General features: G+C 55.8%; 15 protein-coding genes. 11 read left to right on the top strand and 4 right to left on the bottom strand.

Features of this window, described 5'->3' with window-relative positions:
- Positions 1–12: 12 nt before the first annotated feature.
- The 7 genes from cmoM (at position 13) to RRF55_RS00860 (ending at position 10,771) form a co-directional block, all read left to right on the top strand.
- Positions 13–813, top strand: a complete 801-nt coding sequence (cmoM, locus tag RRF55_RS00890) for a tRNA uridine 5-oxyacetic acid(34) methyltransferase CmoM (RefSeq protein ID WP_002898187.1) — start codon at positions 13–15, stop codon at positions 811–813.
- Positions 810–2,132 carry a chromosome partition protein MukF gene (gene mukF / locus RRF55_RS00885; RefSeq protein WP_002898189.1) on the top strand — a complete coding sequence of 441 codons (1,323 nt, stop codon included), beginning with the start codon at positions 810–812 and terminating at the stop codon, positions 2,130–2,132. Before cmoM ends, mukF begins: the two co-directional genes overlap by 4 nt.
- Positions 2,113–2,817, top strand: coding sequence for a chromosome partition protein MukE (gene mukE, locus RRF55_RS00880; RefSeq protein ID WP_004150840.1), 705 nt, complete (start codon positions 2,113–2,115; stop codon positions 2,815–2,817). The genes mukF and mukE overlap by 20 nt, the downstream gene beginning before the upstream one ends.
- On the top strand, positions 2,817–7,265 hold the full coding sequence (gene mukB / locus RRF55_RS00875; RefSeq protein WP_032414730.1) for a chromosome partition protein MukB: 4,449 nt from the start codon (positions 2,817–2,819) through the stop codon (positions 7,263–7,265). The genes mukE and mukB overlap by 1 nt, the downstream gene beginning before the upstream one ends.
- Positions 7,266–7,465: 200 nt before the next feature.
- On the top strand, positions 7,466–9,256 hold the full coding sequence (gene ldtD, locus RRF55_RS00870; protein WP_004211429.1) for a L,D-transpeptidase: 1,791 nt from the start codon (positions 7,466–7,468) through the stop codon (positions 9,254–9,256).
- Positions 9,257–9,558: 302 nt separating this feature from the next.
- A complete protein-coding gene (locus RRF55_RS00865) occupies positions 9,559–10,110 on the top strand; it encodes a YcbK family protein (RefSeq protein WP_002898198.1) in 552 nt (183 codons plus the stop codon).
- A 13-nt stretch (positions 10,111–10,123) separates the two neighbouring features.
- Positions 10,124–10,771, top strand: a complete 648-nt coding sequence (locus RRF55_RS00860) for an MBL fold metallo-hydrolase (RefSeq protein WP_002898200.1) — start codon at positions 10,124–10,126, stop codon at positions 10,769–10,771.
- Positions 10,772–10,839: 68 nt separating this feature from the next.
- Here the strand turns inward: RRF55_RS00860 and RRF55_RS00855 are convergent, their stop codons facing one another.
- From RRF55_RS00855 to RRF55_RS00840, 4 genes are all read right to left on the bottom strand, one after another.
- The gene (locus RRF55_RS00855) at positions 10,840–12,030 is read right to left on the bottom strand and encodes an amino acid aminotransferase (RefSeq protein WP_002898202.1); all 1,191 of its coding nucleotides are present in this window, start codon (positions 12,028–12,030) and stop codon (positions 10,840–10,842) included.
- Positions 12,031–12,217: 187 nt separating this feature from the next.
- Complete coding sequence (gene ompK35 / locus RRF55_RS00850; protein ID WP_016529535.1) at positions 12,218–13,297, bottom strand: porin OmpK35; 1,080 nt, start codon at positions 13,295–13,297, stop codon at positions 12,218–12,220.
- Positions 13,298–13,888: 591 nt separating this feature from the next.
- Positions 13,889–15,289, bottom strand: a complete 1,401-nt coding sequence (asnS, locus tag RRF55_RS00845; RefSeq protein WP_002898206.1) for an asparagine--tRNA ligase — start codon at positions 15,287–15,289, stop codon at positions 13,889–13,891.
- A gap of 175 nt (positions 15,290–15,464) precedes the next feature.
- Positions 15,465–15,926: an Lrp/AsnC family transcriptional regulator gene (locus tag RRF55_RS00840; protein WP_002898209.1), complete on the bottom strand. Its 462-nt coding sequence runs from the start codon at positions 15,924–15,926 to the stop codon at positions 15,465–15,467.
- A 311-nt stretch (positions 15,927–16,237) separates the two neighbouring features.
- Between RRF55_RS00840 and dpaL the strand changes: the two genes are divergently transcribed.
- The 4 genes from dpaL (at position 16,238) to RRF55_RS00820 (ending at position 21,309) form a co-directional block, all read left to right on the top strand.
- Complete coding sequence (dpaL, locus tag RRF55_RS00835; RefSeq protein WP_071994682.1) at positions 16,238–17,449, top strand: diaminopropionate ammonia-lyase; 1,212 nt, start codon at positions 16,238–16,240, stop codon at positions 17,447–17,449.
- Between the two features lie 122 nt (positions 17,450–17,571).
- Positions 17,572–18,861, top strand: a complete 1,290-nt coding sequence (locus tag RRF55_RS00830) for an aromatic amino acid transport family protein (RefSeq protein WP_032414732.1) — start codon at positions 17,572–17,574, stop codon at positions 18,859–18,861.
- Between the two features lie 24 nt (positions 18,862–18,885).
- A complete protein-coding gene (locus RRF55_RS00825) occupies positions 18,886–20,124 on the top strand; it encodes a Zn-dependent hydrolase (protein ID WP_004141764.1) in 1,239 nt (412 codons plus the stop codon).
- 18 nt (positions 20,125–20,142) lie between these two features.
- Positions 20,143–21,309 carry a M20 aminoacylase family protein gene (locus tag RRF55_RS00820; protein WP_004179190.1) on the top strand — a complete coding sequence of 389 codons (1,167 nt, stop codon included), beginning with the start codon at positions 20,143–20,145 and terminating at the stop codon, positions 21,307–21,309.
- Positions 21,310–21,322 lie beyond the last annotated feature (13 nt).

Raw genomic sequence — 21,322 nt, 5'->3', positions numbered from 1 at the left:
GTGGAGTCACTCGTGCAGGATCGCAATTTCGATGACATTGCTGAAAAGTTTTCGCGCAATATTTACGGCACCACAAAAGGCCAGTTGCGTCAGGCGATCCTCTGGCAGGATCTGGAACCGCTGTTGGCGCAGCTGGGGCCGGGACCGCTGAGGGTGCTGGATGCCGGCGGCGGCGAAGGGCAAACGGCCATCAAAGTCGCGCAACTGGGCCATCACGTGACGCTCTGCGATCTCTCCGCTGAGATGGTGGCTCGCGCCCGCCAGGCGGCCGCCGATAAAGGTGTGATCGACAACATGCATTTTGTACAATGCGCGGCTCAGGATATTGCGCAGCATTTGGAAAGCCCGGTCGATCTGGTACTGTTTCATGCGGTGCTGGAGTGGGTGGCGGAGCCCCAGGAAATACTGCATACCCTGTGGTCGACGCTGCGTGCTGGCGGTGGACTGTCATTGATGTTCTACAATGCTAACGGCCTGTTGATGCACAATATGGTTGCCGGTAATTTTGATTACGTTCAACTGGGCATGCCAAAAAAGAAAAAACGCACGCTGTCGCCGGATTATCCGCGTGAACCACAGCAGGTTTATCACTGGCTGGAAGAGATTGGCTGGCAGATCGTCAGCAAAACCGGCGTGCGGGTGTTTCATGATTATCTGCGTGAAAAACGCCAACAGCATGACAGCTATGCGGCGCTGCTGGCGCTGGAGACGCGCTACTGTCGTCAGGAGCCGTATCTCAGCCTGGGCCGTTATATTCATGTCACCGCGCTTAAGAGCCAGGCTCATAGCCGCAGATGCAAGGATAAAGTATGAGTGAATTTTCCCAGACAGTCCCCGAACTGGTTGCCTGGGCCAGAAAAAATGATTTTTCAATCTCGCTACCGGTCGACAGACTCTCTTTCCTGCTGGCGATCGCCACTCTGAATGGTGAACGACTGGAAGGGGAAATGAGCGAGGGTGAACTGGTGGATGCGTTCCGCCACGTCAGTGATGCGTTTGAGCAGACCAGCGAAACCATCAGCCAGCGCGCCAATAACGCGATCAACGATTTGGTGCGCCAGCGTCTGCTGAACCGCTTTACCAGCGAAATTACCGAAGGCAATGCGATCTATCGCCTGACGCCGTTGGGGATTGGGATCACCGATTATTATATCCGTCAGCGCGAATTCTCGACGCTGCGTCTCTCGATGCAGCTGTCGATCGTCGCCGGCGAGCTGAAGCGCGCGGCGGACGCCGCGGAAGAGGGCGGTGATGAATTCCACTGGCATCGCAACGTTTTTGCGCCGCTGAAGTATTCCGTAGCGGAAATTTTCGACAGCATCGACCTGACGCAGCGCATTATGGATGAGCAGCAGCAGCTGGTGAAAGACGATATCGCGCAGTTGTTGAATAAAGACTGGCGCGCGGCGATTTCCAGCTGTGAACTGCTGCTGTCGGAAACCTCCGGCACCCTGCGCGAACTGCAGGATACGCTGGATGCGGCAGGGGATAAGCTGCAGGCGAACCTGCTGCGCATTCAGGACTCGACCATGGCGCGCGACGATCTCCATTTTGTCGATCGGCTGGTGTTCGATCTGCAAAGCAAGCTCGACCGCATCGTCAGCTGGGGTCAGCAGGCGATTGACCTGTGGATCGGCTACGACCGCCATGTGCACAAGTTTATCCGTACCGCTATCGATATGGATAAGAACCGCGTCTTCGCCCAGCGTCTGCGCCAGTCGGTACAGACCTATTTTGATGAACCGTGGGCGCTAACTTACGCCAACGCCGACCGCCTGCTGGATATGCGCGATGAAGAGATGGCCCTGCGCGATGAAGAGGTCACCGGCGAGCTGCCGGCGGACCTCGAATTTGAAGAGTTTAACGAAATTCGCGAGCAGCTGGCGGCGCTGATCGAAGCGCAGCTGGCGGTCTATAAAGAGAAAGGAATACCGCTGGATCTCGGCCTGGTGGCGCGGGAGTTCCTGGCGCAGTATCCGCGCGGGCGTCACTTCGACGTGGCGCGGATCGTCGTGGATCAGGCGGTACAGCTGGGCGTCGCCCAGGCAGATTTCACCGGACTGCCGGCAAAATGGCAGCCGATTAATGATTACGGAGCCAAGGTACAGGCGCATGTCATTGACAAATATTGAACAAGTGATGCCGGTTAAGCTGGCGCAGGCGTTGGCCAATCCGTTATTTCCGGCGCTGGACAGCGCCCTGCGCGCGGGCCGTCATATCGGTCTCGACGAGCTGGATAATCACGCATTTTTGATGGATTTTCAGGATTACCTGGAAGAGTTTTACGCTCGCTATAACGTCGAGCTGATCCGCGCGCCGGAGGGATTCTTCTACCTGCGCCCGCGGTCCACCACGCTGATTTCGCGCTCGGTACTGTCCGAGCTGGATATGATGGTGGGCAAAATTCTTTGCTATCTCTATCTCAGCCCGGAGCGCCTGGCGAACGAAGGGATTTTTACCCAGCAGGAGCTCTATGACGAGCTGCTGACCCTGGCCGATGAATCCAGGCTGCTGAAGCTGGTGAACAACCGTTCCACCGGTTCGGATCTGGACCGCCAGAAGCTGCAGGAAAAAATGCGGGCCTCGCTTAACCGCTTACGCCGTCTGGGGATGGTGTGGTTTATGGGCCACGATAGCAGCAAGTTTCGCATTACCGAATCGGTATTCCGCTTTGGCGCCGATGTGCGCGCCGGCGACGACCCGCGCGAAGCGCAGCGCCGTCTGATCCGCGACGGGGAAGCGATGGCCCTGGAAAATCACCTGCAGCTCAATGATGAGAATGAAGAAAACCAGCCGGATAGCGGGGAGGAAGAGTAATGATTGAACGCGGTAAGTTTCGCTCGCTAACGCTGGTTAACTGGAACGGCTTCTTTGCCCGGACCTTTGATCTTGATGAACTGGTGACCACCCTCTCCGGGGGGAACGGCGCGGGTAAGTCCACGACCATGGCGGCCTTCGTCACGGCGCTGATCCCGGATTTAACCCTGCTGCACTTCCGTAACACCACCGAAGCGGGGGCCACCAGCGGCTCACGCGATAAAGGCCTGCACGGTAAGCTGCGCGCCGGGGTGTGTTACTCGGTACTCGATGTGATCAACTCCCGCCACCAGCGCGTGGTGGTCGGCGTGCGCCTGCAGCAGGTCGCCGGGCGCGATCGTAAAGTCGATATTAAACCTTTCGCCATTCAGGGACTGCCGACCTCTATCCTGCCGACCCAGCTGTTGACCGAAACGCTGAACGAGCGCCAGGCGCGCGTCGTGAGCCTCAACGAGCTGAAAGATAAACTCGAGGCGATGGAAGGGGTCCAGTTTAAACAGTTCAACTCGATCACCGAATATCACTCGCTAATGTTCGATCTGGGCGTGGTGGCGCGTCGCCTGCGTTCCGCCTCCGATCGTAGCAAGTACTACCGCCTGATTGAGGCCTCGCTGTACGGCGGGATCTCCAGCACCATTACCCGCTCGCTGCGCGACTACCTGCTGCCGGAAAACAGCGGCGTGCGTAAAGCGTTCCAGGATATGGAAGCGGCGCTGCGGGAAAACCGCATGACGCTGGAAGCCATTCGCGTTACCCAGTCCGACCGCGATCTGTTTAAACACCTGATCAGCGAAGCCACCAACTACGTGGCGGCGGACTATATGCGTCACGCCAACGAGAGGCGCATTCACCTGGATAAGGCGCTGGAGTATCGCCGCGATCTCTTCACCTCGCGTTCGCAGCTGGCGGCTGAGCAGTATAAGCACGTCGACATGGCGCGCGAACTGCAGGAGCATAACGGCGCGGAGGGCGATCTGGAAGCCGATTACCAGGCCGCCAGCGATCACCTGAACCTGGTGCAGACTGCGCTGCGTCAGCAGGAAAAAATCGAGCGCTACGAAGCGGATCTCGACGAGCTGCAGATCCGTCTGGAAGAGCAGAATGAAGTGGTGGCGGAAGCCGTCGATCGTCAGGAAGAGAACGAAGCCCGCGCTGAGGCCGCCGAGCTGGAAGTGGATGAGCTGAAAAGCCAACTCGCCGACTATCAGCAGGCGCTCGATGTGCAGCAGACCCGCGCCATTCAGTATAACCAGGCGCTGCAGGCGCTGGAGCGCGCGAAGGCGCTGTGCCATCTGCCGGATCTGACCCCGGAGAGCGCCGACGAGTGGCTGGAAACCTTCCAGGCGAAAGAGCAGGAAGCGACGGAGAAAATGCTGTCGCTGGAACAGAAAATGAGCGTGGCGCAAACCGCGCACAGCCAGTTTGAACAGGCTTACCAGTTGGTGGCGGCGATTAACGGCCCGCTGGCGCGCAATGAAGCCTGGGACGTAGCGCGCGAATTGCTGCGCGACGGCGTGAACCAGCGCCACCAGGCCGAGCAGGCGCAGGGGCTGCGCAGCCGCCTCAACGAGCTTGAACAGCGCCTGCGCGAGCAGCAGGACGCTGAGCGTCAGCTGGCCGAGTTCTGCAAACGCCAGGGTAAACGCTACGATATCGACGATCTGGAAACGCTGCATCAGGAGCTGGAAGCGCGCATCGCGTCGCTGGCCGACAGCGTCTCCAATGCTCAGGAGCAGCGCATGGCGCTGCGTCAGGAGCTGGAGCAACTGCAGTCGCGTACCCAGACGCTGATGCGTCGGGCGCCGGTCTGGCTGGCGGCGCAGAACAGCCTTAACCAGCTGTGCGAGCAAAGCGGCGAGCAGTTTGCGTCCGGCCAGGAGGTCACCGAATACCTGCAGCAGCTGCTGGAGCGTGAACGAGAGGCTATCGTTGAACGTGACGAGGTCGGCGCCCGCAAGCGCGCCATCGACGAAGAAATCGAGCGTCTTAGCCAGCCGGGCGGTTCGGAAGATCCGCGCCTCAACGCCCTGGCGGAACGGTTCGGCGGCGTTCTGCTGTCCGAGATCTACGATGATGTTAGCCTCGACGATGCGCCTTACTTCTCCGCGCTGTACGGTCCGTCGCGCCATGCGATCGTGGTACCGGATCTGTCGCGGGTAGCCGAGCAGCTTGAGGGACTGGAAGATTGCCCGGAAGATCTCTATCTGATCGAAGGCGATCCGCAATCCTTTGACGACAGCGTATTCAGCGTCGACGAGCTGGAAAAAGCGGTGGTGGTGAAGATTGCCGATCGCCAGTGGCGTTATTCGCGCTTCCCGTCGCTGCCGCTGTTTGGCCGCGCGGCACGTGAAAACCGCATTGAAACCCTGCATGCCGAGCGTGAATCGCTGTCAGAGCGTTTTGCGACCCTGTCGTTCGATGTGCAGAAAACCCAGCGCCTGCACCAGGCCTTCAGCCGCTTTATCGGCAGCCATCTGGCGGTGGCTTTCGAGGACGATCCGGAAGAAGAGATCCGCAAACTCAACAGCCGCCGCGGCGAGCTGGAGCGTGCGCTGAGCGCCCATGAAAGCGATAACCAACAGAACCGTGTGCAGTACGAGCAGGCGAAAGAGGGCGTGTCGGCGCTCAACCGCCTGCTGCCGCGCTTGAACCTGCTGGCGGATGATACGCTGGCCGACCGCGTGGACGAGATCCAGGAACGTCTGGACGAAGCGCAGGAGGCCGCGCGCTTTATTCAGCAGCACGGTAACCAGCTGGCGAAGCTGGAGCCTATTGTTTCGGTGCTGCAGAGCGATCCGGAGCAGTTTGAGCAGCTGAAAGAAGATTACGCCTATGCGCAGCAAACCCAGCGCGATGCGCGTCAGCAGGCTTTTGCCCTGGCGGAAGTTGTGCAGCGCAGGGCCCACTTCAGCTACTCCGATTCGGCGGAAATGCTCAGCGGCAACAGCGATCTCAACGAGAAGCTGCGCCAGCGTCTGGAGCAGGCGGAGTCCGAACGCAGCCGCGCGCGCGACGCGATGCGTGCCCATGCGGCGCAGCTTAGTCAGTACAATCAGGTGCTGGCCTCGCTGAAGAGCTCGTATGACACCAAGAAAGAGCTGCTCAACGATCTGTATAAAGAGTTGCAGGACATTGGCGTGCGCGCCGACGCCGGTGCGGAAGAGCGTGCTCGCGCGCGTCGCGATGAACTGCACATGCAGCTGAGCAATAACCGCTCCCGACGCAATCAGCTGGAGAAAGCGTTGACCTTCTGCGAAGCGGAAATGGACAACCTGACCCGTAAACTGCGCAAGCTGGAGCGCGATTACTGCGAAATGCGCGAGCAGGTGGTGACCGCCAAGGCGGGCTGGTGCGCGGTGATGCGTCTGGTGAAAGACAACGGCGTCGAACGTCGTCTGCATCGCCGCGAGCTGGCCTATCTCTCCGCCGATGAGCTGCGCTCAATGTCGGATAAGGCGCTGGGGGCGCTGCGTCTGGCGGTCGCCGATAACGAACATCTGCGTGACGTGCTGCGTATCTCGGAAGATCCGAAGCGTCCGGAGCGCAAAATTCAGTTCTTCGTTGCCGTATACCAGCATCTGCGCGAGCGTATTCGTCAGGATATTATTCGCACCGATGATCCGGTGGAAGCGATCGAGCAGATGGAGATCGAGCTCAGCCGCCTGACCGAAGAGCTGACCAACCGTGAACAGAAGCTGGCGATCAGTTCCCGCAGCGTGGCCAACATTATTCGCAAAACCATTCAGCGCGAGCAGAACCGTATCCGGATGCTCAACCAGGGTCTGCAGAGCGTCTCCTTCGGCCAGGTCAACAGCGTGCGTCTGAACGTCAATGTGCGTGAGACCCACTCGATGCTGCTCGACGTGCTCTCCGAGCAGCATGAGCAGCACCAGGATCTGTTTAACAGCAATCGTCTGACCTTCTCTGAGGCGCTGGCCAAGCTCTATCAGCGTCTCAACCCACAGATCGACATGGGGCAGCGCACGCCGCAAACCATCGGTGAAGAGCTGCTCGACTACCGCAACTATCTGGAGATGGAAGTGGAAGTTAACCGCGGCTCCGACGGCTGGCTGCGCGCGGAGTCCGGCGCGCTGTCTACCGGGGAAGCTATCGGTACCGGGATGTCGATTCTGGTGATGGTGGTGCAGAGTTGGGAAGATGAATCCCGTCGCCTGCGCGGCAAGGATATCTCGCCTTGCCGTCTGCTGTTCCTCGATGAAGCGGCGCGTCTTGACGCCCGCTCCATCGCCACCCTGTTCGAGCTGTGCGAACGTCTGGAGATGCAGCTGATTATCGCAGCGCCGGAGAACATCAGTCCGGAAAAAGGCACTACCTATAAACTGGTGCGTAAGGTGTTCAATAATCACGAACATGTGCACGTCGTGGGGCTGCGCGGGTTTGCCGCGCCGCTGCCGGAAGCGCTGCCGGGAACGGCCGACGCCTCCTGACGATGCAGCTCACTACTGGCGGGTAAGCGCTGAAAAGGGCAACGTTAAGTTGCCCTTTTTGCTATCCAGCTTGCTATGCCAGGGTGGTATAATCTTTAAGCTTCTTTACATTAGGTAAGGCAAAAGCCTTTTCGTCTTTATATACTGTGTTAAAGCCCACGAATTTGTGGGCGGCAATGTGTGACAACAGGGGGCAAGGGATGTTGCTTAAGAAACGGTATGGTCGTCCATTGTCAGCGCTCAGTCTGAGCCTGGCAATGGCATTTGCTCCGCTGTTCAATGTCCAGGCCGCAGAGCCTGAAGTCGTACCAGGTGATAGCTCCGCTACGCCTGGAGAGCTTTCCGTCGCGCTGTCGCAAAGCGACGGGCAATCGCCGGCGGTCGCGAAGCTGGCCGGTGAGCAGCCGCTGTCGATGGAAGCCGCGGCGAACAGTCGCGCCCAGATCGAAGCGCTATTGCCGGCTGGCTACAAACCCGTCTTTATGAATCCGCTGGTCTCGCTATACGCCGCCAGGGATATGAAACCGATGTGGGAAAACCGCGAGGCGGTGCAGGCGTTCCAGCAGCAGCTGGCGGAGATCGCCATCGCCGGTTTTCAGCCGCAGTTTACCACCTGGGTCAGTCTGCTGACCGATCCTGCCGTCAGCGGTATGGCGCGCGATGTGGTGTTGTCTGATGCCATGATGGGCTATCTGCACTTTATCAGCGGCATCCCCACCCAGGGGACCCGCTGGTTATATAGCTCGACACCGTACAAGATGGCGACCCCGCCGCTGTCGGTGATTAACCAGTGGCAGCTGGCGCTGGATAATGGCTCCCTGCCGGCGTTTATCGCCGGCCTGGCGCCGCGTCATCCGCAGTATGAGGCCATGCACCAGTCGCTGCTGGCGCTGGTGGCTGATTCACGTCCATGGCCGCAGATGACCGGCAGCGGCTCGCTGCGTCCGGGAGAATGGAGCAATGATATCGGCGCGCTGCGCGAGATCCTCCAGCGTACCGGGATGCTGGAAAATTCCGCCAATATCGTTCTGCCCGGGGACGTGGTGAGTCCTTCGGCGAAGAAAAAGAGCAAGCCCGCGGCGCGCGGTGTGTACGATCGCCAGCTGGTGGAGGGCGTTAAGCGCTTTCAGGCCATGCAGGGGCTGGGGGCGGATGGGGTCATCGGCCAATCCACCCGTGACTGGCTCAATGTCTCATCGGCGCAGCGCGCTGGCGTGCTGGCGCTGAACATTCAGCGTCTACGTCTGCTGCCAGGCAAACTATCGACCGGTATCATGGTGAATATTCCCGCGTTTTCGCTGGTCTATTACCAGGACGGCAGTCAGGTGCTGGCCTCGCGGGTGATCGTCGGACGTCCGGACCGCAAGACGCCGATGATGAGCAGCGCGCTGAACAACGTAGTGGTCAATCCGCCGTGGAACGTACCGCCCACCCTGGCGCGCAAAGATATTCTGCCGAAGGTGCGTAATAATCCTGGCTATCTGGAGCAGCATGGCTACACCGTGATGCGCGGCTGGAACAGTAAAGAGACCATCGATCCTTACCGGGTTGACTGGTCAACCATCACCGAGAACAATTTACCGTTCCGTTTTCAGCAGGCGCCTGGGGCACGTAATTCACTGGGGCGTTACAAGTTTAATATGCCGAGTTCGGATGCTATCTATCTGCACGATACGCCGAACCATAATCTGTTTCAGAAGGATGTCCGTGCGCTCAGTTCCGGCTGCGTCAGGGTCAATAAAGCCTCGGAGCTGGCCAATATGCTGCTGCAGGACGCGGGCTGGAATGACACGCGCATTTCCGACGCCCTGAAGCAGGGGGATACGCGCTATGTCAATATTCGGCAAAATATACCGGTGAATTTATATTACTTAACGGCGTTTGTGGACGCTGATGGACGTACACAATATCGAACAGATATTTACAATTACGATATCACCGCGCGATCCAGCGCACAAATTCTGACGAAAGCGGAACAATTAATCAGGTAAATGAAGTAGTTCAATGGATTTTGTTGTCCTAGCACTGGGTAATAAAGGGCGCTGCACCTCTGCAGCGCCCGATTTTCCTGGGGTGAGGCTGCCTTGACGTTGGCAATAATGCCCGGTAAGGTGCCTTTCGTGCGCCAGAAGTGCATATACATATCATTCCGCTCAATGCGTAGCGCGGTTAGCGCGAACGCTCTCCTTTGCCGGGCAACATCTCGGTCGTGGCGAGCGATAGCGAGCTGATCCTGGCATCGCGCAAAGCGGAAAAAGTATATAACGATTCATTGACTGTAGACCTGATTATCATGGACAAATTTGACGCTAATCGCCGCAGATTGCTGGCGTTGGGTGGCGCTGCGCTGGGTGCTGCCGCCATTCTCCCTGCGCCGGCATTTGCCACCCTCTCGACCCCCCGTCCGCGTATTTTGACGCTGAATAACCTGCATACCGGTGAATCGCTCAGGGCGGAGTTTTTCGATGGCAGAGGCTATATTCAGGATGAATTAGCAAGACTTAACCATTTTTTCCGTGACTATCGCGCGAATAAAATTAAGTCCATCGATCCAAATCTGTTCGATCATCTTTATCGGTTGCAGGGACTACTTGGCACCAACAAACCTGTCCAGCTTATCTCTGGCTATCGTTCCCTCGATACCAACGATGAGCTTCGCGCACGAAGCCGTGGTGTAGCGAAACACAGCTATCACACCAAGGGGCAGGCGATGGATTTCCATATTGAAGGTATTTCGTTAAGCAATATTCGCAAAGCGGCGTTATCTATGCGCGCAGGTGGTGTAGGATATTACCCACGTAGTAACTTTGTGCATATTGATACCGGTCCCGTAAGGCACTGGTAACGAAAGGAGCGTCATGAACTATCGTATTATTCCGGTTACCGCGTTCGCGCAGAACTGTTCTCTTATCTGGTGCGGGCAAACCCGGCTGGCGGCGCTGGTCGATCCTGGCGGCGATGCTGAACGTATCAAAGCGGTGGTGGCGGAGGCTGGCGTCACGCTGATGCAGATCCTGCTGACGCATGGCCACCTCGATCACGTTGGCGCCGCGGCTGAACTGGCGCAGCATTATGGCGTACCGGTTATTGGTCCGGAAAAAGAGGATGAGTTCTGGCTGGAAGGATTACCGGCGCAAAGCCGGATGTTCGGCCTGGAGGATTGCCAACCGCTGCGTCCGGATCGCTGGCTTAATGAAGGCGATGTGGTCAATGTGGGGAATGTGGCGCTGCAGGTGCTGCACTGCCCGGGCCATACGCCGGGCCATGTGGTCTTTTTTGATGACGCCTCCCGACTGCTGATCTCCGGAGACGTGATTTTCAAAGGCGGGGTGGGACGCAGCGATTTTCCGCGCGGCGACCATGGGCAGCTGATTGCGGCTATCAAGGAAAAGCTGTTGCCGCTGGGCGATGATGTGACCTTTATTCCCGGCCATGGTCCGTTGTCGACGCTGGGTGAGGAACGCCGTAATAACCCGTTTCTGCAGGATGAGATGCCGGTCTGGTAACAGACATGACGCGAACACATAAAAAAGGCCGCATTCGCGGCCTTTTTCTTTATACCGAATACTATCGCTTACAGTACGGCGACGATGGCTTCGCACAGCGGCGCCATATTGTCAGGCGTCATCCCGGCCACGTTGATACGTCCGGAAGCTACCGCATAGATGGCGAACTCTTCACGCAGGCGCAGCACCTGCTCTTTAGTCAGGCCGCTGAATGAGAACATGCCGTTCTGCTGGCTGATAAAGCTGAAGTCGCGGCTCGCGCCTTTCTCCTGCAGGGTATTGACGAACAGCAGACGCATACGCTGGATGCGCTGGCGCATATCGGTCAGTTCCTGCTCCCAGATTGCCCGTAGCGCATCGTTGCTCAGAATGGTGGCGACCACGGAGGCGCCGTGCGCAGGCGGGTTGGAGTAGTTGGCGCGGATCACCGACTTCATCTGACTGAAGGCGCGGTCTACAGTCTCCTGATCCGCGGCGACCAGAGTGCAGGCGCCGACGCGCTCGTTGTACAGGCCAAAGTTTTTCGAGTAGGAGCTGGCGACCAGCAGCTCTTTATGTAGAGCAGCAAAAGCGCGTAGCCCTTCAGCATCTTCTTCCAGACCGCGGGCGAAGCCCTGGTAGGCGAAATCGAACAGCGGTAGCCAGCCTTTTTCCACCGACAGCTGCGCCAGCTGCTGCCACTGATCGAGCGTCGGATCGATACCGGTCGGGTTGTGGCAGCAGCCGTGGAACAGTACCACGTCGCCCGCCTGGGCTTCGTTCAGGCTGGCCAGCAGACCATCAAAGTCCAGCGCGTGGTTAGCCGCGTCATAGTAAGCGTATTCGCGCACTTCCAGCCCGGCAGAGGTGAATACGCTTTTATGGTTCGGCCAGCTCGGATTACTTACCCACACACGTTTCACGTCGGTGTTTTTGGCGAGGAAGTCTGCGGCGACACGCAGCGCACCGGTACCGCCCGGTGTCTGCGCGGTGCGGGCGCGTTTATCAGCGATAATCGCATTGCCTTTACCGAACAGCAGCTCCTGGGTGCAGCGACCAAATTCAGGAATACCATCGATGCCCAGATAGTTTTTAGTCGTTTCATTTTCCAGCAGATACTGCTCTGCTTTTTTGACGCTGGTCAGAACGGGCGTTTTACCGGTTTCATCCTTGTAAACACCAATTCCGAGGTTAATTTTTTCAGGGCGGTCATCGGCACGAAACAGATCGGCCAGACCTAAAATCGGGTCGGCTGGGGCGGCGGTAATGTTCTCAAACATGACGAGGTTCCATTGTGATTACTGAAGGGAAATCCGCTATCAGGTTAACGGGAGAATAACGAATTGCCAACCGTTTGCGACAAAAAGCGCGAAGGTTTTCGAAAGAGACGATCTTTGTCTCACGAATACAGAAAAGCAGGACCGAAGTCCTGCTTTGAAGGCATATCACGAAGGGGTGTACTGCAGATTAGAACTGGTAAACGATACCCACGGCCGCCTGGTCGTCAGTGGCGACACCAGCCGCTTTGGTGTAATCGTTGTCGTCCAGCTGGTTGAATTTATACGCAGCGTAGACGTTCATGTTCTTGTTAAAGTAGTACCAGGTACCCACTTCGATGTATTTAACCAGATCCGCATCGCCGCCGGAGAAGCCAGCACGCGACTGCAGGTCCTTGCCTTTGGTCTGTACGTAGCCGATGGACGGACGCAGGCCGAAGTCAAACTGATACTGTACAACTGCTTCAAAGTTCTGAGTTTTACCAGCGAAGTGGTTATCTTCTTCCGGAGTCATGTTGTAAGTCTGGGAGTACATGACGGCCGCATAGATGTTGTTAGCGTCATATTTTGCAGAGGTCGCCCAGGCTTCGGCTTTGTCGCCATTGCCGTCAGCTTTCTGATCGACGCTACGGTTAGAGCTGGAGTAGCCTGCAGACAGTGCGATACCGTTGTCGAACGCGTAGGTGGCTGCGGTGCTGAAGCCGTCGCCATTCTGCTTGCGAATCGCACGGTCATGGTCGTTTTTACCCTGGTACTGCAGCGCGAAGCTCAGACCGTCAACCAGACCGAAGAAGTCGGAGTTACGGTAGGTTGCGACGCCGTTGGTACGACCGGTCATGTAGTTGTCGGTATAGTTCCAGCCGTCACCGCCCCATTTAACCAGCATATCGGTTGCCGCTTCGACGTCGTAGATCGCGCCGTAGTTACGGCCATAGTCGAATGAACCGTATTCGCCCGCTTTCAGGCCCGCGAACGCCAGACGGGTTTTTGTGGTCTGGGAACCTTCAACATTGGACGCGTCCATGTTGTATTCCCACTGGCCGTAGCCGATCAGCTGATCGTTGATCTGAGTTTCGCCTTTCAGGCCGATACGGGCATAGGTGGTATCGTCGCTGCTGGTGTCGCCATTGGTGGTCCAGACGTGCTCGCCGACCATTTTTCCATAGAAGTCCAGTTTGTTGCCGTTTTTGTTATAGATTTCTGCAGCGTTGGCTGCACCGGCTACCAGCAGGGCAGGGATCACCACTGCCAGAATATTGCGCTTCATCATTATTTATTACCCTCATTAATATTTTTTATATGAACACGTGCCACTGCCGTCAATAAGTTCTGTCAATAAAAACTTACAGAACCATTGATGAGAGTTTGGTGTCTGAAGGCATCTTTCCATCCGCGACAACGTTTCGCTAGCCGGAAAATGCTACGAATATATCATATGAGTAACAAAACGAAAAATCATGTAACTAAATGTGTATTTAACGGAACTTTGTGAACTTAATCAAAATTCCGTTCCACCGGATAAGGGAAAACGCGATTGCTTATCTATCTATATGAATTATTTATGATTAATTTGGCTAAGCGGCAATTCGTTCATTTTGTGTATTGAATTCGTATTCTTTTTATTCAGTCTCTGTCTTTGCAAGATGTGCGGGTAAAGGTCAAAAAATGAGCAAATTTATCAGCCATTTTGCTCTGTTATGAACATAAAGTGCGATCTACATCACCAGGATGCACCGAAACAGTGCGTAACATAATTGTGATTTCCAGGTCTTGATGTTTAAGGTTGTTGAATTTTACTAACAGTAATTGACATAAAAAAAGGCCAGCTTGCGCTGGCCTTTCAGATTGATGTCAGAAAAATTTAGAATGTCGCGTTGCGCGGCGTCCGTGGGAACGGAATAACATCGCGGACGTTCTGCACGCCGGTCACGTAAGCGATGAGGCGTTCGAAGCCCAGACCGAAGCCGGAATGCGGCACGGTGCCGTAGCGACGCAGGTCGCGATACCACCAGTAGTCTTCTTTGTTAAGCCCCATCTCTGCCATACGCGCGTCAAGCACGTCGAGACGCTCTTCACGCTGGGAACCGCCGATAATCTCGCCGATGCCCGGCGCCAGAACGTCCATTGCCGCGACGGTTTTACCGTCTTCGTTAAGGCGCATATAGAACGCTTTAATGTCTTTCGGGTAGTTTTTCACCACCACCGGCGCTTTGAAGTGCTCTTCGGCCAGGTAACGTTCGTGCTCAGAGGAGAGATCCACGCCCCAGTACACCGGGTTCTCGAACTGTTTGCCGCAGTTTTCCAGAATGGTGACGGCGTCGGTGTAATCCACCTGAGCAAAATCAGCGGTGATAAAGCGCTGCAGACGGTCGATAGCGTCTTTATCCACGCGCTCGGCGAAGAACTGCATGTCGTCCGCACGCTCTTCCAGTACCGCTTTGAAGACGTACTTGAGCATCGCTTCCGCCAGGCCGGCAACGTCGTTCAGGTTGGCGAAGGCCACTTCCGGCTCCAGCATCCAGAATTCCGCCAGGTGGCGGCTGGTGTTGGAGTTCTCGGCGCGGAAGGTCGGGCCGAAGGTATAAATCTTCGACAGCGCACAGGCGTAGGTCTCGCCGTTCAGCTGGCCGGAAACGGTCAGGAACGACTCTTTACCGAAGAAGTCTTTGTCGAAATCGACTTTGCCCTGATCGTTACGCGGCAGGTTTTCCAGATCCAGCGTCGACACGCGGAACATTTCGCCGGCGCCTTCGGTATCGGAGGCGGTGATCAGCGGGGTGGAAACCCAGAAGAAGCCCTGTTCGTTGAAGAAGCGGTGCAGCGCCTGCGCCAGGGTGTGACGCACGCGGGCTACCGCGCCAATCAGGTTGGTGCGCGGACGCAGGTGCGCTACTTCACGCAGATACTCGATGCTGTGGCGCTTGGCCGCCATCGGGTAGGTGTCCGGGTCTTCCACCCAGCCGGTCACTTCCACGCTGGTCGCCTGGATCTCAAAGCTTTGACCCTGACCCTGAGAAGCCACGACTTTACCGGTGACAATCACCGAGCAGCCGGTGGTCAGACGCAGCACTTCCTGATTGTAATTGGGCAGAGAATTATTAATAACGGCCTGTACAGGATCAAAGCAGGAACCGTCATAGACGGCGAGGAAAGAAAAGCCAGCTTTAGAATCTCGGCGGGTACGCACCCATCCGCGGACCGTGACTTCGCTGTCAACGGCAACGCGGCCCTGGAGTACGTCGGCTACAGGCACAACGCTCATAATAATCTCTCTATGTAGTCCAATAAAAAAGTCTCTTCCCCCAACAGCGGGGGGATATCTATGTTACCTGTCATCTTCCATCAGACAAGTAGATTTCGCACAGGGAAGGGTGGATTTCGGAAATAAATACACCTCCGGGGCGTTCTTTGGCTCACCATTTCGACTTTTACACGACTTACTCGATAATGACCGTCATTTCCTGCTTCGCATTTTGCATCGACACGATGGTCCGGAAAGACTTGATATTTCCCGAGGCAAAAAAGAGTTCACGGGTTAGCGCTTCGTATTCCGCCATATCACGGACGTTGATCACGAGCAGGAAATCGAAGTCGCCAGTGACATAGTAGACCTGCTGCACTTGCGGACAGGTTACGAAACGCTGTTTATCCTCCTCAAGCAGATCGAGACGTTCATTCTCAATGGTCACCTGCACCATAATGGTGATTGGTCTTCCCACTTTACTGGCGTCCACTAAGCTAACACTGCCTTTAATCACTCCTGCATCCTCCAGTGCAGCGATACGCCGATTGACTGCCGAAGGAGACAGGCTGATCCGATCGGCGATCTCCCGTTGCGACAAGCGATTATTACGCTGCAAGAGCGTAAGAATTTTTTTATCCCATGCGTCAAGTTTCATCATATATCTCGTCCTGCAAGTCTGTGATCAACCTCACTAATGCAACGTTGTTGCGTGTGAATGATAAAACAGAGTGAAAATTGCGGCGCGATGGGCAACTTTGCGCCAATTAACCGCCGGGCGCAGTGTACCATCACAGGCAGTGGGAAAGCGGTATATCGCGACAAAAAGCCTCTCACATTCTGACTTAACCAATTTAAAGCGACCGTCCTGTCTCAGGCCGCACGGATCCGTGCACCCGTTGTTTAGGCGGAATGGTCGCAAATAACGTTATCGTCGCAGGACGATATGAAAATAGAGGTGCCTGAATAGTGGACACAATTAAATTTCAACTTAACGCCCGGCGGCAGCCCTATGGCCAGGGAGCAGACTTGAGTCTGCTGAATGAAAGCGTGGGGAACGAAGTGCTGGCATTCCATCAAAAATTTCCTGATTACCGGGTCACGCCGCTGCGTAAGCTGGAATTTTTAAGCCAGCGGCTGGGGCTGGGATCGATCCATATAAAAGATGAAGCGCAGCGATTCGGTTTGAATGCGTTTAAAGGATTAGGCGGATCTTATGCGATGGGGAAATATCTCGCCGCTCTGCTTGAGCGAGATATTAATACGTTGAGCTTTGCCGAGCTTAATTCACCAGTGATTAAGGCGCGTATCAAGGACATCGTATTTGTGACTGCTACCGACGGTAACCACGGACGTGGCGTGGCGTGGGCGGCTGAGCAGCTTGGGCTGCGTGCGGTGGTGTATATGCCAAAGGGCTCGTCACCGGTACGCGCGCAGAATATTCGCCGGCATGGCGCCGAATGCACGATTACTGAACTGAACTACGACGACACAGTTCGGCTGGCGGCCAAAACCGCGCGCGAGCAGGGATGGGTTCTACTCCAGGATACCGCCTGGCAGGGCTACGAGCAGATCCCCACATGGATCATGCAAGGCTATATGACCCTCGCTGTTGAAATCTGGCAGCAGCTGGCAGAAAGCGGAGCGTCGATGCCGACGCATCTGTTTTTACAAGCCGGGGTCGGGTCGTTTGCCGGTAGCATCATGGGATATTTCATCGAAAAGATGCAGCAGCAGGCTCCCACCATCATCATCGTTGAGCCGCACAAGGCGAACTGCCTGTTTCGCTCGGCAACCATTAATGACGGACTGCCGCACAGCGTCGGCGGGGATATGTCAACCCTGATGGCCGGGCTTGCCTGTGGTGAACCTAATATCACCAGCTGGCCAATGCTCCGCGACCATACCACCTGTTTTATTTCCGCCGACGATTGTCTGGCGGCCAACGGCATGCGCCTGTTGGCCGCTCCGCGACCAGGTACTGACGAACCTTTTGTCTCCGGGGAATCCGGCGCTATTGGCACAGGAGTGCTTTATGCGCTGATGACTCAACCGGCGTATCGCGAGCTTGCCGAATCGCTGCGCCTGAATGCCGATGCACAGGTTCTGTTAATCAGCACGGAAGGAGATACATCACCCGATGTCTATGAAGACATCGTCTGGTTTGGCCGTAATGGTTGAGCGCTATCGACAATAACAAGGGGGCCATCTTACCTACCCTACAAGCCCTCGGTATGACAAGCGTTCTGACTCATAACGAAAACATACGCGCTTTCGCGTCATGCATAGAGAGAACCTGACCGATGAATACTGAAAATATAATTATCAATAAAGGATATTCCGATCCCGCAAAGTGGCATAGCGAAGATACCGTTTGGGTCCTTGGCCTGTTCGGTACCGCCATTGGCGCTGGGGTGCTGTTTCTGCCGATTAATGCCGGAATTGGCGGCTTCTGGCCGCTGCTGATTGTTTTTGTCCTCGCTTTTCCTATTACTTATCTGGCTCACCGCGGTCTGGCGAGATTCATTTACTCTTCCAATACGCCGGAAAGCAGTATTACCGATGTTATTGGCGAGCATTTTGGCGCGCTGGCGGGAAAAGTATTTACCGTCATATATTTCTTCGCCGTCTATACCATTCTGATTATGTATGCGGTGGCTATCACCAACACCGCGCAGAGCTTTATCACCCACCAGTTGGCAATGGCCGAGCCTCCCCGGTCGCTGGTGGCCATCGTTCTGATCCTCGGGCTGATGTTTATCGTCCGTTTCGGACAGCGTTTGATAATGCGGGTGATGAGCACCCTGGTTTATCCCTTCATCATCTCGCTTATTTTTATGGCACTTTTTCTGATTCCGCACTGGAACGGCGCAATTTTGCAAACCGTAAGCTTCAGCGCCACGAGCGATACGCAGGGGATCATATTATCCCTGTGGATGACCTTCCCGGTACTGGTGATGTCGTTTAACCACTATCCCATCATTTCGCCGATGGTGGTGCGCCAGAAGCAGCGTTACGGTCTGGCGCTCGCTGAGGGTAAATGTGCGCAGATCCAGCGCTACGGTATCCTGCTCATGACGGTGGTGGTGCTGTTTTTTGTTCTCAGCTGCGTGTTAAGCCTGTCGCCGCAGCAACTGGCGGAAGCCAAAGCCCAGAATCTGTCGATTTTGTCCTATCTGGCCAATCAGTACGATACACCGATTATTGCCTGGCTATCGCCGATTATCGCCTTTGTCGCTATTACTAAATCATTTCTTGGCCACTACATCGGCGCCTATGAATCGCTGCGCGACCTGATTCTGGAGGCCGCCGCCGCACGCGGGAAAAAACCTGGTATTCGCCTCGTCGACGCGGTCATCCTGGTGTTTATGGTGCTTACCTGCTGGTTCGCCGCGTACAAGAACCCCAGTATCCTCGGTATTATCGAATGCATCAGCGGTCCCACCGGGGCGGCAATTCTGCTGCTGTTGCCTATGTACGCCATTCATAAATTACCGGTGCTTGCCCCCTGGCGCGGTAAAGCGAGCAACGTTTTCGTCACCCTGATCGGTCTTATCACCGTATCTGCCATTTTTTACGGCATGTTCCAATAACCACCATTATTAGCGAGATGTTATATGAGTCATTATCTGCAGATTAACGGCCAACGGCTTATCGATTCCCTGTATGCACTTGGCGAACATGGTGCGCTGCCAGGCGGCGGCGTATGCCGCCTGGCAGCGACTGCCGAAGATAAAGCCGGCAGGGACTTTGTTGTAGCCCGCATGAAGGCGCTGGGCCTGAGCGTGTCAATTGATGCTATCGGCAATGTCACCGGCGTTTATCACGGCGAGGAGACGTTGCCGATGGTGATGATGGGGTCACATATCGATACCGTCGCCACCGGTGGGTTATACGATGGCAACTACGGCGTTATGGCCGGCCTTGAGGTGATTGCCACCCTCCAGGATGCCGGGATCCGCACCCGACGACCGTTGGCGGTAACCTTCTTTACTAACGAGGAGGGGGTGCGATTTCAGCCCGATATGATGGGCAGCGTGGTGTTTGCCGGCGAGTATCCGTTGGCGCAGGCGCTCGCGGCAAAAGATCTCGACGGTATCACGCTCGATGAAGCGCTGCGTAACATTGGTTATAAAGGCGAACGTCAGCCGGGAGATATGGCGGTAGATAGCTACGTTGAGCTGCATATCGAACAGGGACCAATTCTTGATAAAGAGCAGATTGATATTGGCGTGGTTACCGGCGTACAGGGTATTTCGTGGCAGGAATTTACCCTGAGAGGCGTATCGAATCATGCGGGTACTACCCCAATGTCCATGAGACGTGATGCCGGGCTGGCGGCTGCGAAAATCGCTGTTTTTGCCCGTGAGCTGGCGCTAAGCCTTGGTGGTAATCAGGTAGCTACCGTTGGACATTTCAGCGTGAAGCCTAATCTAATCAACGTCATTCCCAACCATGTCGTCATGTCAGTGGATCTCCGCAATACCGATAATGCGATCTTATGTCTGGCGGAGCAGCAATTGGCCGAATTTGTCGCGAAAACGTCGCAGGAAGAAGGCGTGGAGATAACCAGCCGCTCACTGGTGCGCTTTAATCCGGTCATTTTTGCCGATGAGATCGTCAATGCGGTGGAAGCCGAGGCGGAGCGTCAGGCGCTCAGTTACCGACGTTTGCCAAGCGGCGCCGGACACGATGCACAATTTATGGCGTCGGTATGTCCCGCCGGGATGATTTTTGTCCCCTGCGTCGATGGCATTAGCCATAACGTCAAAGAACATAGCGCAGCCAAAGATCTGATTGCTGGCGCCAATGTGCTGCTGCAGGTGGTTTTACAGCGCGCCCAGCGTATGGACTAATGTTTACAGGAGCAGAGAATGAATCAGCAACAGCTAAAGCAGCAGCTTATCGCCTGGCGTCACTATTTGCATGCCCATCCGGAAAGCGCCTTCGAGGAGCAGAATACTTCACGGTTTATTGCCGAAAAGCTCGAAGCTATGGGCATTGAGGTGCACCGCGATATTGGCAAAACCGGGGTGGTGGGGAGATTGAAATGCGGCGACGGGAAGGGCGTTATTGCTATTCGTGCCGATATCGATGCCATTCAATTGACCGAACAGGGAGACTGGTCTTACCGCTCCATGACCGCCGAGCGGATGCACGGTTGCGGACATGATGGTCATACCTGCATTGCGCTGGGCGCGGCGCAGTTGTTATTGCAGCGGCAGAATTTTAACGGCACGGTCTGCTTTGTTTTTCAGCCTGCTGAGGAACCTGGCTATGGCGCCAGAGCGATGATGGACGATGGCGTTATTGAACGCTTTGGCATAGAGGAAATCTACGGTCTGCATAATATGCCGGGTATGAAAGCCGGGACTATCGCCACGCGAGTCGGTGGCATTATGGCCAGTGAAGATAACTTTATTATTCGTATTAAAGGGCAGGGAGCGCATGCGGCGCGGCCGCATATGGCGAAAGATCCGCTGGTCATTGCGGCGGAAATCATCCTGGCTTTGCAGACAATTGTTTCGCGAAATGTTGATCCGAACGTGCCAGCGGTCATTTCCTGTACTGAACTGCACACCGATGGCATCCGCAATGCGATTCCGACGCACGTCGAAATCAAAGGGGATACGCGCAGCTTTGCACCGGAGGTGCAGATGCTGCTCGAAGAACGAATGCGTACCATTAGCGAAGCGATTTGCGCGATGCACGGTGCGACGTGCCAGTTCAGCTATACCCATGAATTTGCGCCAACGGTGAACTGGCAGCAATGCGTTGATGTAGCGGTCACCGCTGCGATTAACGTGGTAGGGGCTGAGAAGGTGGACGGCAACGTCGCACAGATGATGATTTCGGAGGATTTTGGCGCTTTTCTGCAAAAAATCCCCGGCTGTTTCATCTTTTTAGGCAACGGCGATAGTTCAGATGCTCAGGGCAATACACCGTTGCATAATGCCTGCTACGACTTTAATGATGAGATATTGCTAACTGGCGCGGAGTATTTTGCCGAGGTCGTCAGAACCCGTCTGCCGCAGGAGTGATATTGATTGGCCC

Source organism: Klebsiella sp. K47 (assembly GCF_051858335.1).
GTDB lineage: Bacteria > Pseudomonadota > Gammaproteobacteria > Enterobacterales > Enterobacteriaceae > Klebsiella > Klebsiella pneumoniae.
The sequence above is the reverse complement of the archived record's forward strand: the minus strand, read 5'-3'. Positions and strand labels throughout refer to the sequence as shown.

Excerpts from the sequence above, each read along its gene's own strand:
- RRF55_RS00865 (WP_002898198.1), top strand. The coding sequence starts at position 9,559 with ATGGACAAATTTGACGCTAATCGCCGCAGATTGCTGGCGTTGGGTGGC.
- RRF55_RS00860 (WP_002898200.1), top strand. The coding sequence starts at position 10,124 with ATGAACTATCGTATTATTCCGGTTACCGCGTTCGCGCAGAACTGTTCT.
- RRF55_RS00825 (WP_004141764.1), top strand. The coding sequence starts at position 18,886 with ATGAGTCATTATCTGCAGATTAACGGCCAACGGCTTATCGATTCCCTG.
- ompK35 (WP_016529535.1), bottom strand. The coding sequence starts at position 13,297 with ATGATGAAGCGCAATATTCTGGCAGTGGTGATCCCTGCCCTGCTGGTA.
- mukB (WP_032414730.1), top strand. The coding sequence starts at position 2,817 with ATGATTGAACGCGGTAAGTTTCGCTCGCTAACGCTGGTTAACTGGAAC.
- mukE (WP_004150840.1), top strand. The coding sequence starts at position 2,113 with ATGTCATTGACAAATATTGAACAAGTGATGCCGGTTAAGCTGGCGCAG.
- asnS (WP_002898206.1), bottom strand. The coding sequence starts at position 15,289 with ATGAGCGTTGTGCCTGTAGCCGACGTACTCCAGGGCCGCGTTGCCGTT.
- ldtD (WP_004211429.1), top strand. The coding sequence starts at position 7,466 with ATGTTGCTTAAGAAACGGTATGGTCGTCCATTGTCAGCGCTCAGTCTG.
- RRF55_RS00840 (WP_002898209.1), bottom strand. The coding sequence starts at position 15,926 with ATGAAACTTGACGCATGGGATAAAAAAATTCTTACGCTCTTGCAGCGT.
- RRF55_RS00855 (WP_002898202.1), bottom strand. The coding sequence starts at position 12,030 with ATGTTTGAGAACATTACCGCCGCCCCAGCCGACCCGATTTTAGGTCTG.
- RRF55_RS00830 (WP_032414732.1), top strand. The coding sequence starts at position 17,572 with ATGAATACTGAAAATATAATTATCAATAAAGGATATTCCGATCCCGCA.
- mukF (WP_002898189.1), top strand. The coding sequence starts at position 810 with ATGAGTGAATTTTCCCAGACAGTCCCCGAACTGGTTGCCTGGGCCAGA.
- RRF55_RS00820 (WP_004179190.1), top strand. The coding sequence starts at position 20,143 with ATGAATCAGCAACAGCTAAAGCAGCAGCTTATCGCCTGGCGTCACTAT.